Source organism: Bacillus cereus (assembly GCF_002577405.1).
In the GTDB taxonomy this organism is placed as follows: Bacteria; Bacillota; Bacilli; order Bacillales; family Bacillaceae_G; genus Bacillus_A; species Bacillus_A cereus_AU.
In genome coordinates this window covers 449,313-463,835 of record NZ_NULR01000001.1, presented here as the reverse complement: position 1 = coordinate 463,835, position 14,523 = coordinate 449,313, and the positions used below count along the sequence as shown (strand labels likewise).

Genomic DNA, 14,523 nt, shown 5'->3' with positions numbered 1-14,523 from the left:
TTATCTGTAAACTATATATACATCAAGTGGCGCCTTTCCATCGAAAGGCGCCTGTTTTTTGGAGGAAATTATGTTTGATCCAACTGCTTTTGAAAATTTAAAGGTAATTGTGGAAGGAGCTGTCTATGATTTCGATTTACACGGTGATATTCTCGTAACAGATCGAAAAGATGTGATGGACCTTGCTTCATTAAGTCGTATGTATAGTATTTCATTTCAACTAACAGAAACATTTAAAACGATGGTAGAGGCGACGTTTTCACTATCTGTTGATGCAAAGAATTTATCAGGTGAAATATTAGAAGTACCTCAGTTTATACCAGGGTGTGAAATGAAGCTGGAATTCTCGTTCGAAATGGAACAACCAGAGATAGGATGCGAAGAAATTGAAACTTTATTGCATTCTATATGGGGAAAAGAGCGAATGATTACGCAGAAAATTTCATACGAATATAATAAGCAAGCGATTTCATATCATAATAAGGTAGAGGTTCTATTTCAAAAAGCAATTACAGAAGACCATGTTGATGATTTAATAGCTGTTATTTCACACATGATAGAAACGGTGCGAACAATACAACATTTTCTTCAAAAATAGAGATAAAGGAGAAAAACAAATGATAAAAGATATGCAACCATTTTTACAACAAGCTTGGGAGAAGGCTGGTTTTAAAGAATTAACTGAAATTCAAAAACAAGCGATTCCAACTATTTTAGAAGGACAAGACGTTATAGCTGAATCTCCAACTGGAACAGGAAAAACATTAGCGTACTTATTACCCCTTTTACATAAAATTAATCCTGAAGTAAAACAGCCACAAGTTGTAATTTTAGCGCCAACACGTGAACTTGTAATGCAAATTCATGAAGAGGTTCAAAAGTTTACAGCAGGAACTGAAATTTCAGGGGCATCTTTAATTGGTGGTGCAGATATTAAGCGCCAAGTTGAAAAATTAAAGAAACACCCGAGAGTAATTGTCGGTTCACCAGGACGTATTTTAGAATTAATTCGTATGAAAAAGCTAAAAATGCATGAAGTGAAAACAATTGTATTTGATGAGTTTGATCAAATTGTGAAACAAAAGATGATGGGTGCTGTACAGGATGTAATTAAATCAACAATGCGTGATCGTCAATTAGTATTCTTCTCGGCGACAATGACAAAAGCAGCAGAAGATGCTGCACGTGATTTAGCAGTTGAACCACAATTAGTACGTGTAACACGTGCGGAATCAAAAAGCTTAGTTGAGCATACGTATATCATTTGTGAGCGACGCGAAAAAAATGATTACGTAAGAAGAATTATGCATATGGGCGATGTAAAAGCAGTTGCTTTCTTAAATGATCCATTCCGTTTAGATGAAATTACTCAGAAATTGAAATTCCGTAAAATGAAAGCAGCAGCTCTTCATGCAGAGGCAAGTAAGCAAGAGCGTGAAGCAACGATGCGTGCATTCCGCGGCGGAAAATTAGAAATACTACTTGCTACTGATATTGCAGCACGTGGAATAGATATCGATGATTTAACACATGTAATTCACTTAGAATTACCAGATACTGTAGACCAATACATTCACCGCTCAGGACGTACTGGACGTATGGGGAAAGAAGGAACAGTAGTTTCTCTTGTAACAGAACAAGAAGAACGTAAATTACTGCAATTTGCGAAAAAACTAGGTATCGTGTTTACGAAGCAAGAAATGTTCAACGGATCATTTGTAGAAACGAAACCGAAAGCACCGAAGAAAAAGAAACCAGCATTTACTGGGAAGAAAAAGCCTAGATAAATAATTGTAAAGACGTAACTATTTGTAGTTACGTCTTTGTTATTTGTTGGTACAGTATTGAACGCGTAATTTGATAAATTGTGTGAATAAGTACATATAAATGAAAAAGGAATAATAATAGTACCTGTAGAAAACTACATAGAATATAAAAACCATTAGGGGGAAAACAAATGATTCATAAAGTCGGACAAATTATGTTATATGTAAATAACCAAGATGAGGCAGTGGATTTTTGGACGGAAAAGGTAGGGTTTCATGTAGTAGCAGAAGAAGATAACAAGCAAGGGATGAGATGGATTGAAATCGCTCCGACTAACGGTGCAGAAACGAGCATAATACTACATAATAAAGAAGTTATTTCGAAAATGAGCCCAGAATTAAATCTTGGTACACCATCTTTAATGTTCTTCTCAGAAAATCTTGATCAACTATATACAGAATTAAAAAATAAAAACGTTACAGTTGGTGAGATGGTAACTATGCCTTCCGGTAAAGTGTTTAACTTTGCTGATAGTGAAGGGAATTACTTTGCAGTAATGGAAAAAAATAAATAATTATATAGTTATGTAAAAATCCCCCTCATATATAATGAGGGGGATTAAATGTTTGAAGTGGATTTTTCATTAGAGAGTTGATTAATAAAAAATGCCCCTTTTTCAATAGCAGTTTCAATATAGCCAACAATTTGATCAAACGTAAGCACCTGTAAATCCTCATGCAAATGTTGCTCTGGATACAACATATCTTCAAAAAGATACTTTCGAAAAGCTAATACGTTTTCTTTAGAAACCTCTTCGATATCCACAATATGAGCCTCTTGATTGAGAAGAGAGAAGAGCTGTTGTTCTTTATCATAATGATGAAGCAACTTTGCATTTAACAATTTAAAATCGTTATAGTACATAGGTGCGATAGTTTCGTCGTTTTCAATTCTGTTTTTAAGCCAAGGTAGAAAAAATCCGCTTAGCCAATTATCATCGGCAATGAGGTGGGTATAATACCCTAAAATATAAGGAGAATCTATATAATCTTCGTATTTATGAATAAATGAATCATAATCTATTCTTCTCGTATAGTTCTTCGTTGTACCGGCGTAAAAATGTGAAGTTCCTTTTTCTCCTTTTGAATGAACAGCATCAGGAGCTACACCTCCAAGTAAGAAAGAAGTTTTATCTTGAATAGATAAATTCTCAGCAATCCCGTTAGCAATAATAACATGCATAATTCGTGATCCCATGAATAACACCTCTATTTCATGTATTCATTTTAGGGAGCTGACTGAACGTTTAGTATGACTTTCCCTGTACTTTGTCTACTTTCGACCCATTCATGTGCTTTCCCTGCATCTTGCAAAGGAAAAGATTTCGTAGCTTTAATTTGCAAACTTCCATCGCGTAAATAACGGAAAACTTCATTTGCAGTTGCTTGGAGTAGTTCAGGTCGTTTTTTTCGTGTAGTGCCAAAGCTAAAACCGAGTATAGAACGGCAGCTTGCGTGTAAATCTTTCGTTGCGAAATTGCCAATTTCGCCGTTTGCATTACCGAAATGAACGAGGCGACCGTAATAAGCGAGGCAGTTTAAACTTCTTTCCGAAACAGTTCCAGAAATAGAGTCTAAAATAATATTAACTCCTTCTCCGTTTGTCAGCTCATTGACTTTCTCTACAAAATCTTCATCTTGATGACAAATAACATAATCAGCTCCAGCATCTAAAGCAATTTTTCTTTTTTCTTTATTTCCGACAGTCCCGATTACTTTTTTAGCCCCTAATAATTTCGCGAGTTGAATCGCGGTAGTACCAATTCCTCCAGCAGCTGCATGAATTAGAACAGATTCACCTTGTTGAAGCCTTGCAACATTTGCAAGTAAATTATAGCTTGTAAAAGATACGATAGGACAAGCGGCTGCAGTTTGGAAATCAACTTCATCAGGTAATACGAAAGTAAGATTTTTATTTGCAGCAACATATTCAGCGTAAGAGCCATTTTGAGGAAAAGCAATGACACGCTGGCCAGGATGAAGATTTTTCACATGAGAACCTACGCGTTCTACAATACCAGCTGCATCTATCCCTGGGATAAAAGGTAAGGTTTTGTTTCCTTTTTTGCCATAACGTGATTTAATATCGGCAAAATTAACACTAGTAGCAACAACACGAATTAAAACTTGATTGTCTGAAATAGTCGGCATATCCACATCTGTATATTTCATCACTTCAGGACCACCGAACGACGTTACAACGATAGATTTCATCATATATCCTCCTAAATTTGACTATATAAATCATTTTAAATCTTCATTAGGAATTGGAAAATTATATAATTGTTATGCATGGTTATAAGTGAAGCTTATGAACTCATTGAATTATTATATTAATTTATATAAAAAACTTTTTGAAAAAATCGAACGAAATATCAATTACTTGCCAATATATAGTGTAAGACAAAGGAGGGATGGTATATGAAGGATGAAACAGTGTATATGGATTTAATCCAATTAATTTTATCGGGCAATAAAGAAGCGTATAGCGAATTGTATGATAAAACGATTCAAGAAGTATATAAAACAGCACATTTCTTAATAGATGATAAAACAGACGTAGATGATGTCGTTCAAGAAATATACATACAGCTATATGAATCGCTTCGTAAGTATGATTGTGAGAAGCCATTTCGTCCTTGGCTAATTGGACTTGTGATTAAACAAATTCATTCTTATAGAAGAAAGAGGTGGATGCGACTACGAATTGTAAAAAAAGTAGAAGAGCAAAGAAAACCAGTGCAAATTGATTTTTCTAATGATGTTGTAAGTAAAATATCAAATCAAAAACTAATCGAACTTATTCATAAATTACCGTATAAATTGAAACAAGTTATTATTTTAAGATACTTACACGATTACTCACAAGAAGAAGTAGCGCAAATATTACATATTCCAATCGGTACTGTGAAATCTAGAATTCATTCGGCATTAAAGAAACTACGTCAAAAGGAGCAAGTAGAGAAAATCTTTTTAGGAGAGGTAGGGAATGTGAAATGAGTTTAGATTGTAGAGTTAGAGAATCTATACAAGAAGAAGCGAAGGGGATTGTTGCCCCGCCGGAGTTAAAAGAAAAAGTAATCGTTCAAATAAAAATGAGGCGCGAGGGAAATAAAAGGAAGAAGCGCCTTATTGCAGGAGTGCTTGCAGCAGCATTTTTAATCCCTACGACCGGTTTTGCTTATCAATCTATTATGGCAGATGGTATATATGGATCTTTTGAAAACTTAAAAAAACATGCTGGAACGATGACATTAGAGGCGTACATGCGTTTTAGTGCAAAATTGTCAGAAGCGAAAGATGAAATGGGTACGAAGGAATATGAAGAGTTTACAAAAGAACTAAAGAAATTAACAAATGCAAAGCTTGAGTATGGAGATTCGAACGGTAATATTGATTATGATCAATTATCGCCAGTGAAAAGAGAAGAATTGAAAAAGGTAAGTATGGGCCTTCAACCATACTTTGATAAGTTAAATGGTCATAAATCTAGTAAAGAAGTATTAACACAAGAAGAGTTTGATCGCTATGTGGAAGCTTTAATGACATATGAAATAGTACAAGTAAAAATAAAATCAACTGGTGGAATGAAAGTAGAAGAAGTACCTGAGGCATACAAAGAAAGATTTATTAAAGCGGAGCAGTTTATGGAATATGTAGACGAAAAGGTACGATAAGTAGAAAAGCTCACAGCTCTAGCTGTGAGCTTTCTGTATTGAAACGTAAATATATTAACCACCTATTCCTTTTGCTAGCAATAAGAAATATACAAATACTAGTATTACTCCATTTAATGTCGTACCAACTATTTTAAATAGCCAATTCTTTGATGCGATCGCAAAAATAATACCGAGTAATGAAAGAATACTTAGAAGCACAATAATTAATGTTAAATTTGCATTAGGTCCTCTTAAAACAAAGAAAGAACATATACTTGCGATAAACGTTAGAAACGAGAAAGTCCCTAATTTCATAATAAGTCTCCCTTGTTTGAAATGTATTTTGATTTAGTGCACGACTTTCTTTAGTTTAACATAAATTTCCTATTGCCAATTAAATATATGAACAATAAAAAACGATTATAAAATCTACATGATTTCATAATCGTTTTGCTATTATTTAAATTTCCTTACCGGATGTATAGCGCCCCTTATAAGTAATATGGCACTAATAAATAAACCGCCGTAACCAACGACATTAAAAAATTTGTCATCAGTTATATTCTTTCATATTTGCATTGTCCTTTTGAATAAAACAATCTAATAGTGAATAACCCGCAATTAGGCTAATTATAGTAACGAAAGTTGTATTCACAAGAATAATATTAGTTAAATAAGGTAGGTATTCGCCAAGTGGTGAAAAGAGTAGAGCTGGAGAAAAAGAAATAAATAGTGTAGGCACTGTAATAGCGATAAATTTATCTGGTTGAAAGCTCCAGTTTTGTTTACTCGTTTCACGATTAATGGATTGAAGGAATCGTAATAAAATGCCGACTACAAGAGGAAAGAGTGTATAGTAGAATAGCCTTGGATAAATGTTAAAGTTCACCTGCGCATCTGTATCTAAATAAAATTGAAATTTTACTCCGACAAACAATAATAAGACGATAAATAATGTAAAGCAGAGGTATAGCATTACTTTTTGCATTGCATTCCACCATCCTTTACTAAAAATATATTCAAAAAAAGAAGAGATATACAATAACGAATGTTGTATATCTCTTCTTTTACTGTTAGTTAATAGTGGATTTGGATCTCTCTTGCTTCGTGAAATAATCAATAATGCCCATCGCGCTAATTTCTATATCTAGATGTAAAATGTTATACACAGAATGATTGGATGGGATGTTTAATTTTGTAAGATGAGAAGAGATTTTATCCATTAATACAGTTTGTAAAGCCTTAGTCGCCTCATCGAAATCATTATACTGTTCAAAGATCTCTTTACCAGTATGAACGAAAATAGGTAGCCAATGTTCCAGTTGGTTATATACTTCTGTAACATTGGATGATGCACCATAATGGCCGAAATAAATAGTATCTACATTCATACTTTGAATATGATTTTTAGAAGCGATCATCGCATCTGGTTGGAATTGTGAAGGGGACGTTGATGGTAGATATAACTCTACACCAAGGTCTGCGAGCTCTCTATAGTAAATTCCAATTGTATCGCCAGTGAAAATACCGTTTGTTAATGAATCATGAATGCTAATATGGTGTTTCGCATGTCCTGGCGTATCATAAAATGTAAGGGTGCGGTCTTCTGCAATTTTTAACGTATCACCATTTTGGACAATGTGAACACGTTCTTCTTCTATAGGAAGAATTGGATCGAAAAGTTTATCGAAATCTTCTTTGTACACAGCTTTTGCGCCTAAAATGAGTTTTGTTGGATCAATCATATGACGAGCACCGCGAGAATGCACATATAAAGTAGCATTTGGGCACTTTTCCATCATTAAACCAGCTGCTCCTGCGTGATCTAAATGAACATGTGTAACGATAATGTTTTTTACATCGTTTAAATCAATATGTAATTGTTGTAAGCCATCTAAAATATACGGAAGAGAAGGGGCTGCACAAGTTTCAATTAAAGTAATATCATCACCTAATAAAACGTACGTACCAGTTCGTTCATTATGTTGTAAATCGAAATCATCAATAAGATATAGGTGAGAAGATAATTGCTCTACTTTTTTCATATTTACCACTCCTTATATACTGCATGTTTCTATTATACGCTAAAAAAGAAAAAAGGCAGAAAACGAACCTCGTCTTCTGCCTTTTTTCTAATGTTGTTATTTCGTTTGTTCTTTATTAATAGACATTACGAACAGTCCAACAAGCCCGCCAACTAATGGAAGCATAATCTCTCCTGCTAAATTAAAGTAGGAGCTTAAGAATAAACCATTCACATCGATTACCCAACCAGTAACATACAATAACATCATATATAGTACGAAATAAAACTCTCGATTTGAAATCGTTTCACGTTGTGCAGTTTTCATAACGAACACCATCCTTTTCTTTTATAATGGAATATCAACTGTCACATTTTGTTCACAATTTAATTGTAAAACTTTCCATCATAAAAGTCTAGTAGTTTGTGTCGAATTTTTGAACAAAAATAAAGCGCTATCATTTCGGTGTGTAAGTATGTAATAAGAGCCGTATATTCACGAATGTAGTATAGTATAAACATAGAATGATAGTGTAGAGAGGGGCAGGAACAATGACAATTTATGATTTTTCAGCTAAAATAATTACGGGTGAAGAAAAATCGTTAAAAGATTACGAAGGAAAAGCACTTCTTATTGTAAATGTAGCTAGCAAGTGTGGTTTTACACCGCAATATAAAGGATTACAAGAAGTATATGATAAATATAAAGACCAAGGATTAGAAATACTCGGTTTCCCTTGTAATCAATTCGGAGGACAAGAACCAGGTACAGAAGCAGATATTACTAGTTTTTGTGAGTTAAACTACGGTGTAAACTTCCCGATGTTTGCTAAGATTGATGTAAAAGGTGACAAGGCTCATCCTCTGTATACATACATGACAGAACAAGCACCAGGTTTACTCGGTATGAAAGCAGTAAAATGGAACTTTACGAAGTTTTTAATTGGAAAAGACGGGAAAGTAGTAGGGCGTTTTGCACCGCAGACGAAGCCAGTGGATTTAGAGGTTGAGATTGAAAAGGTACTTGGAGAATAACTAGGAGTTTCACTTTATTAAAAAACGCCTCAAAGAACAATGCAGTTCTTTGAGGCGTTTTCTTTCAACTCATATTAGCAAGATTAAATCACTGAATGGGAGTCATTTGATTTAGGCGGAGAAGCTGCTTTTTTCATAAGCACTTCCCATAGGTGTACGGATTTCTTCCATTCTGCTGCGACCTGTCCTTTTTGATACATAGCGTTCTCATAACTAAAAGTAAGTTGTTGCATATCGGCCGAGTTGTAAAGTGTGTCGATGTGGAGAGCGTATTCTCGGAATGTTTGACTTTCCCCTCGTGGTATACCGATTCTCGCAAATTGTTTTAAAAGTGCATCGTAAGCTTTTTGATAAACAGCATCATCTTTTCGGTATTTATAGAAATGAATAATAAAAAAAGTAATCCATTTCATTCTAGTGGTGAAGAGAATGTATCCTATAATACTAATCGGTATCGTAGAGAGGAAGACGTACCACCAAGAAAACCTACTTTTAGAATGTGTAATCTTTTTAGTAGAGGTTTCTTCTGTATCTTCTATTAAATTTTTGAGCTTTGCTTCATTGTTCCGCTCTTGCATTTGCGCGTTTTGAGAATTAGTTTCTTCGCTAGTTTGTGAAGTAGGAGCAGGAGTATTATTTGTGAAATTATAGGGATTGGTAAATCCTTTTGTTGGTTCGAATGGAATCCATCCGTATCCCGGGAAATATACTTCGACCCAAGAGTGAGCGTTATTGTTCGCGATTTTATAAACATTCTCACCTTCTGCATTAGCAATTGTATTATCAAGAGTTCCTTCTGTAAATCCTTTTACCCAGCGGGCGGGAATCCCGGCAGAACGAAGTAGTACAATCATAGACGTCGAAAAATTATTACAGTAGCCGCTTTTCGTATCGAAAAGGAATTGATCTACATAATCTTGGTTTTTGGCAGGAAATAAGACATTCGTTGTTTCATATACAAAAGAGTTGTCTGTGAAATACTTTTCAATAGCTAATACTTTATCATACCGGTTGTCTTTATCATTTGTAAGATTGGCAGCCAAGTCTTTTACTCGTTGCGGTAATGATTCGGGAAGTTGAGTGTACTTTGTCATGAAATAAGAACTTGTTTCATGACCTTCATTCGTTTTTACAGCTTTCAAGTTTTCTATGGGAAACTCTGGGAGCTCATATGTTACTTTATACGAATTTAAAGTAGTAGAAGAGTCTCCGTGCATCGTATAGATTTTTTCTGAAAATGGGTCAACGTTATATGATACATCAGAAGAAGCCTCAACTGATACTAATCCTGCTGGATAGGTAAGGTGAGGGACACTTTTTTGCATGGTGATTGTTGCTTCGGTTGTCTCCGTTTTTGTATTTTGTTCGTACCAACTTACGACGTCGTTTTTATTTTTAAAAGAAACCTTCTTCGGATTTTCAGAAACTTCCCATCCTTTTCCTGTATAAAAATCTTTCGTTTCTACTCTCCAATATTGTTTGTTTTGCGTTTGTGCTGTAAAAACAATTGTATTATCTGCCTGAAAGGGACCGCCTAATTGTGAGTCATCTAAACCATACCCAACTGTAGAAACTTCTTCTGCCTCTTTACTTGTTTCGGATGTGTTGAATTTTAAAAAATCCATTGGGTTTGTCCATTGAGGACCAAATTTTGGCGCAAAGTATGCGATGGTTGCTGACAATACAATAAATAGTGTAAGAGGTTTAAGTAATTTTGAGATTTCTCTAGCATAATTTTGTAAGTGTTCCATCTCTTTTATTCGTTCAATTTGAAGAAGACTAAGCATAAAAAAGCCGATGACAACAGTACGAATGATAGCGTAGTTTGCATTGTATAAATGTAAGTTATGAAAAGTTACGATATAAATAATAGTTAATACAAAAAATAACAACCCACGTTTTTTACGAATCATCCAAAAAGAGGTGAAAGAACTTAAAAACCAAAATGATAGAAAAAATAAAACTGTTGGAAAAACTGGTGAAATATCTAGTAAATTTCCCTGAAAAAACAGAGAGGAATTTCGAGACATATCAGAAAAAAATGTTGATAGCCAAGATGGATTTATAAAAGCTTTTTTATAATATAAGGAATGAATGATGAATAAAATCGTGACGATTTTTATTGGAATCTGCCACCTTGTTTGAAAAAAAGAGAGAGCGAAGCAAAGTCCTATAAATAGTACAAAAACATCTAATCTGCCTACGTTTGTAATACCTATAAGGGGTCTTAGCCATTCTAGTAAAAGAAGAAATACACATACATGCATGAAGAATCTGTTCATATCCCATTGGTATTTTGTTTGTAATGTTATCATTTGCTCACCTCAAAAAACACGTTTGTATACCGGTTTTCATAAACCGCTTTTACAAATATTTTTCGTTTTTGTAGAGTTTCTAGTATACTTAGTTCTCGATGTGAGAGTTGGTTCGCTTTTTCTTTCACGACAAACACCATTAATTTTCTATTTTTTATAGCAGCACAATCAGCAGCCTTTTGAATATCGGGAGAAAGATCGCTTGTCACGAGTATAATTGTTACTGGTTCATAAATTTTTCTTAATTCTATTTCTACACTTTGAGAGAGCGGGAATACACTGTCTGCTTGTACTTTCGCTAAATGACAAAAGATTTGTTGCAACTGAGCATCTCCATTGTCTAAAGGGAAAATAGTTCGTTCTTTTCCGACAGACACGAATGACGCTGGTGAATTTTGCTTCAAAGCAGCCCTCACAATAGAGGCAGTAAACGTTACGACTGATTCGAATAGGGGGGACTCAGTTCTGTCCATGAATATCATGATATTATGGCTGCGCTGTTGTTCAAACTCTTTCGTCATAATATTGTTTGTTCGTGCAGTTGCTTTCCAATCAATCCATGAAAAGCGGTCACCAGGTTTATATTCTCTGACACCGACAGAGATTGTAGAGTCTTTTGCTAAATTTATATTTGCTGAAAGGGCTCCTTGTTCGAAATGATTTTCCAATTGTCGATACGTTATATCTATATACTGGGGATAGACTAAAAATATATCTGGAACTGAAAAAGTTACTTCTTTCTCTATCATACCGAATAGATCGCCAGTTTTGACACGTACGCTTGAAAAAGTGTGTTCTCCTCTAGGGATTGTATCAATAACATACTGAAACGAAATGTTTCGTTTCAATCCTGGAAAGAGTATTACCTTATTCGTCTTTGTTTGTCTACAACTTGTAAATTGTGAAGGCAGTTCATCTTCTATAACTAAATAAAGTAAGGGAAAAGGAAATTTTCTTTTTATTGTAATCGTGCTTAAAAATGGTTCTCCTGCTACATACTCATTTTGATTTGTTATTCGTTTTACTTCAGTGTCCCGTAAAGCGTAGAAGGGGAGTAGTAGTGAGTAAAGGCCAATAGGAATCGTACTGTAAAACAAAAACCAACTTACAAATCCTCCTTGAAGCATAGCGTACACAAATGTTAAGACTAGGCATAAAGGGATTAGTAATAGCTTGGTAACGTGATATAGTACTCGTAGTATTCGTTTCATCAAAGGTTCATCGTCCTTTGAGTCGGAACGGCAGTTCGTGCAACGATTTTTGCGATAACTTGTTCTCCTGTTATTCCTTCAAATTTTGCTTCCATTTTTAGAATGAGTCTGTGAGCTAAAACGTAAGGAGCTAAAAATTTAACATCGTCTGGAATAACATAATTTCTGCCATGGATGAATGCATAAGCCTGTGAAGCTTTCATTAAAGCAATTGAACCGCGTGGACTTGCACCTAGCTGTATAGAACTATAAGAACGAGTCTGATTAACAAGCTTTACAATGTAATGTTTGATCCCTTTGTCCATGCTTACTTCCCGTACGCTTTGTTGTAAATAAAGTAATTCTTCTATTGTAGTAATAGCTTGTAAATGGGAGAGTGGACTTGTTTTTTCCATCCGGTTTAAAATTTCAAATTCTTCTTCTGGTGTAGGATATCCCATTCTTAACTTCAACAAGAAACGATCGAGCTGAGCTTCTGGTAAAGGGTATGTTCCCTCATATTCGACCGGATTTTGTGTAGCCATTACAAAGAATGGTTTTGGTAACGGTCTTGTAATGCCATCTATTGTGATATTGCCTTCTTCCATACTTTCAAGTAAGGCGGATTGTGTCTTTGGAGATGTACGATTAATTTCATCAGCAAGTACAAAATTCCCCATAATTGGTCCAGGCTTGAACTCAAATTGGAGCTCTTTTGGATTGTAAATAGAAACACCTGTTACATCTGACGGTAGTAAATCAGGTGTGAATTGAATTCGCTTGTAATCAGCATCAATTGATTTAGAAAGTGCACGTACTAGCATCGTTTTCCCGACACCAGGAACATCTTCTAATAGTACATGACCTTCAGCTAAGAGAGCAGTCATGGTTAAAATCGTTTCTTTTCGTTTTCCGACCATTAATTTTTCAATATTGTTGATTATTTTTTCTATAATGGGATGTAACGAATCAAGCTGGGGCATCGTAATCCTCCTAATTTTATTATCGTTTTCTAATCTATTTAGTGGAAAATAGAATGTATCCCTCTATTTACGAGTAGTCAAACTCCTATCTTAAATTCTAAGAATATTCAGATTATTTATTCCGATTACATCTAGTATAATTGTTTCCTTAACTAAGGGCAATACGGTAAATAATGATTTCTAGTTTTATGTGAAATATGTTTTGATATAGACTAGTATTGTCGGTAAAACATAGAGGAGGGGAAGGAAGGAGTGACTTCGATGAGCAAAATAAATAGCGTAGGGAACCCTACGCGTAAAGTTGGAAACATATATCATACGCCTTGTGATTAAAATTTATATGAGTAATAAATAAAGTCGACTTCATTAAGAGGCCAGCTATTTAAAATCCTTTATCTTTCTTATATTCTTTTCGTTTATCTAACCAAATATGAATTAATTCTACCAATTCCATTGTTTCAATCTCACAATATTCTCCTTTACCATCTTCGGCTAAATTGTCTAACACAGTAGTTGTATCGTTCCGAATTTCTAAACCGCAAATATTGCCATTTACTACTACATAATTTTTTTCTCCGTTTAAAACACTATGTATTTCTTCTAAAATCCAATCTCCAAAGGCTGAAACTTCAATTCCTAAAAAAGTTTCAACAAGTTTAATTTCTTGAGGAAGTCTCATAACTAAATCTCTACTGTTAAGTACTTCAAAACTATATGGATATTTCATGACTATTTTACTCCTTTATTTCTGGCTTTAGGGACTCTATTTACTTCCCCATTAATCTCATAAGCTCTATTAAGGTAAGAAGTTCTTATACTATCAACACTCTTGTCCTACTTGAATTATAGTAAAAGTAGATTATTATTAAACTTATCTATCCAATATTTCTCTGATGTAGGTATGAATTCAGTGAAATCTTCATATGTACCAACCCAATCTTTTGGTACATAGTTTTCGTATGATGCCGGTTCTGGAAACATTGAATATAGTATTTTATTATCAAAGTTAATTAATAAGACTGGACTAAAATCTAATAGATCTTCTCCTGCATTTTTCCTTTTAATATTTTCAAGTAGTAAATAATTTAATTCCTCGTTAGTTGTTTTATATTGATTAATCCTTAGTAAAAATACTTCTACATTTTCATTATTTAATACTTGTATTCCATTTCTTTCTTCCATTTCCTCATTATCTTCAATGCTTACACTTAAATTTTTATATGCATGATCTAATTTATCATAATCTAAAAACCATAGTTCTTTATCTGTTACATACCACCTAAACTCATTTGTATATATGACACCTACTATAATGTTTTCTGCATAAAGCGGTTCTAATATCATAATAGCCTCCTTTTAATATTATCTTATAATCTTGCCATTCTTGGCGTATTCTTCTCTTCATTCGATCCAAGGTGCTGGCAACTCATAAGAATTTACTGGCGTTTTTTGGTTCAACTATACTCAGGACAGTTCCCCTTGGTTTAGTGAG

17 protein-coding genes are annotated in these 14,523 nt (G+C 34.2%); 6 read left to right on the top strand and 11 right to left on the bottom strand.

Features of this window, described 5'->3' with window-relative positions; genetic code table 11:
• Positions 1-70: 70 nt before the first annotated feature.
• From COC96_RS02420 to COC96_RS02410, 3 genes are all read left to right on the top strand, one after another.
• A complete protein-coding gene (locus COC96_RS02420; RefSeq protein WP_141536034.1) occupies positions 71-598 on the top strand; it encodes a hypothetical protein in 528 nt (175 codons plus the stop codon).
• A 19-nt stretch (positions 599-617) separates the two neighbouring features.
• A complete protein-coding gene (locus COC96_RS02415) occupies positions 618-1,787 on the top strand; it encodes a DEAD/DEAH box helicase (protein WP_098768238.1) in 1,170 nt (389 codons plus the stop codon).
• A gap of 170 nt (positions 1,788-1,957) precedes the next feature.
• A complete protein-coding gene (locus COC96_RS02410) occupies positions 1,958-2,341 on the top strand; it encodes a VOC family protein (protein WP_098768237.1) in 384 nt (127 codons plus the stop codon).
• Positions 2,342-2,385: 44 nt separating this feature from the next.
• Here COC96_RS02410 and COC96_RS02405 read toward each other — a convergent pair whose 3' ends face one another.
• Both COC96_RS02405 and COC96_RS02400 read right to left on the bottom strand, forming a co-directional pair.
• Positions 2,386-3,024 (bottom strand): zinc dependent phospholipase C family protein, encoded by a 639-nt coding sequence (locus COC96_RS02405; RefSeq protein ID WP_098768236.1) that lies wholly within the window; start codon positions 3,022-3,024, stop codon positions 2,386-2,388.
• Between the two features lie 29 nt (positions 3,025-3,053).
• On the bottom strand, positions 3,054-4,040 hold the full coding sequence (locus tag COC96_RS02400; RefSeq protein ID WP_098768235.1) for a quinone oxidoreductase family protein: 987 nt from the start codon (positions 4,038-4,040) through the stop codon (positions 3,054-3,056).
• Positions 4,041-4,247: 207 nt separating this feature from the next.
• Between COC96_RS02400 and COC96_RS02395 the strand changes: the two genes are divergently transcribed.
• Entirely contained in the window at positions 4,248-4,826 is a 579-nt protein-coding gene (locus COC96_RS02395; RefSeq protein ID WP_098768234.1) for a sigma-70 family RNA polymerase sigma factor, read from the top strand.
• Complete coding sequence (locus COC96_RS02390) at positions 4,823-5,503, top strand: DUF3600 domain-containing protein (protein WP_098768233.1); 681 nt, start codon at positions 4,823-4,825, stop codon at positions 5,501-5,503. Before COC96_RS02395 ends, COC96_RS02390 begins: the two co-directional genes overlap by 4 nt.
• A gap of 54 nt (positions 5,504-5,557) precedes the next feature.
• Here COC96_RS02390 and COC96_RS02385 read toward each other — a convergent pair whose 3' ends face one another.
• From COC96_RS02385 to COC96_RS02365, 4 genes are all read right to left on the bottom strand, one after another.
• Complete coding sequence (locus tag COC96_RS02385) at positions 5,558-5,800, bottom strand: hypothetical protein (RefSeq protein WP_098267604.1); 243 nt, start codon at positions 5,798-5,800, stop codon at positions 5,558-5,560.
• A gap of 238 nt (positions 5,801-6,038) precedes the next feature.
• Positions 6,039-6,473, bottom strand: coding sequence for a hypothetical protein (locus tag COC96_RS02375; protein WP_098267603.1), 435 nt, complete (start codon positions 6,471-6,473; stop codon positions 6,039-6,041).
• A gap of 85 nt (positions 6,474-6,558) precedes the next feature.
• A complete protein-coding gene (locus COC96_RS02370) occupies positions 6,559-7,530 on the bottom strand; it encodes an MBL fold metallo-hydrolase (protein ID WP_098267602.1) in 972 nt (323 codons plus the stop codon).
• Between the two features lie 96 nt (positions 7,531-7,626).
• Positions 7,627-7,836 carry a DUF3925 domain-containing protein gene (locus COC96_RS02365; RefSeq protein ID WP_097903230.1) on the bottom strand — a complete coding sequence of 70 codons (210 nt, stop codon included), beginning with the start codon at positions 7,834-7,836 and terminating at the stop codon, positions 7,627-7,629.
• Positions 7,837-8,060: 224 nt separating this feature from the next.
• Here COC96_RS02365 and bsaA point away from each other — a divergent pair, with 224 nt between their 5' ends.
• The gene (gene bsaA, locus COC96_RS02360; protein WP_098768232.1) at positions 8,061-8,543 is read left to right on the top strand and encodes a glutathione peroxidase; all 483 of its coding nucleotides are present in this window, start codon (positions 8,061-8,063) and stop codon (positions 8,541-8,543) included.
• Positions 8,544-8,626: 83 nt separating this feature from the next.
• Here the strand turns inward: bsaA and COC96_RS02355 are convergent, their stop codons facing one another.
• From COC96_RS02355 to COC96_RS02335, 5 genes are all read right to left on the bottom strand, one after another.
• On the bottom strand, positions 8,627-10,858 hold the full coding sequence (locus COC96_RS02355) for a transglutaminase TgpA family protein (protein ID WP_098768231.1): 2,232 nt from the start codon (positions 10,856-10,858) through the stop codon (positions 8,627-8,629).
• Positions 10,855-12,069 carry a DUF58 domain-containing protein gene (locus COC96_RS02350; protein ID WP_098267599.1) on the bottom strand — a complete coding sequence of 405 codons (1,215 nt, stop codon included), beginning with the start codon at positions 12,067-12,069 and terminating at the stop codon, positions 10,855-10,857. The genes COC96_RS02355 and COC96_RS02350 overlap by 4 nt, the downstream gene beginning before the upstream one ends.
• Positions 12,069-13,031: an AAA family ATPase gene (locus tag COC96_RS02345; RefSeq protein WP_098267598.1), complete on the bottom strand. Its 963-nt coding sequence runs from the start codon at positions 13,029-13,031 to the stop codon at positions 12,069-12,071. Before COC96_RS02345 ends, COC96_RS02350 begins: the two co-directional genes overlap by 1 nt.
• Before the next feature lie 382 nt (positions 13,032-13,413).
• Complete coding sequence (locus COC96_RS02340; protein ID WP_098768230.1) at positions 13,414-13,758, bottom strand: hypothetical protein; 345 nt, start codon at positions 13,756-13,758, stop codon at positions 13,414-13,416.
• 116 nt (positions 13,759-13,874) lie between these two features.
• A complete protein-coding gene (locus COC96_RS02335) occupies positions 13,875-14,375 on the bottom strand; it encodes a hypothetical protein (protein ID WP_098768229.1) in 501 nt (166 codons plus the stop codon).
• Between the last annotated feature and the right edge of the window lie 148 nt (positions 14,376-14,523).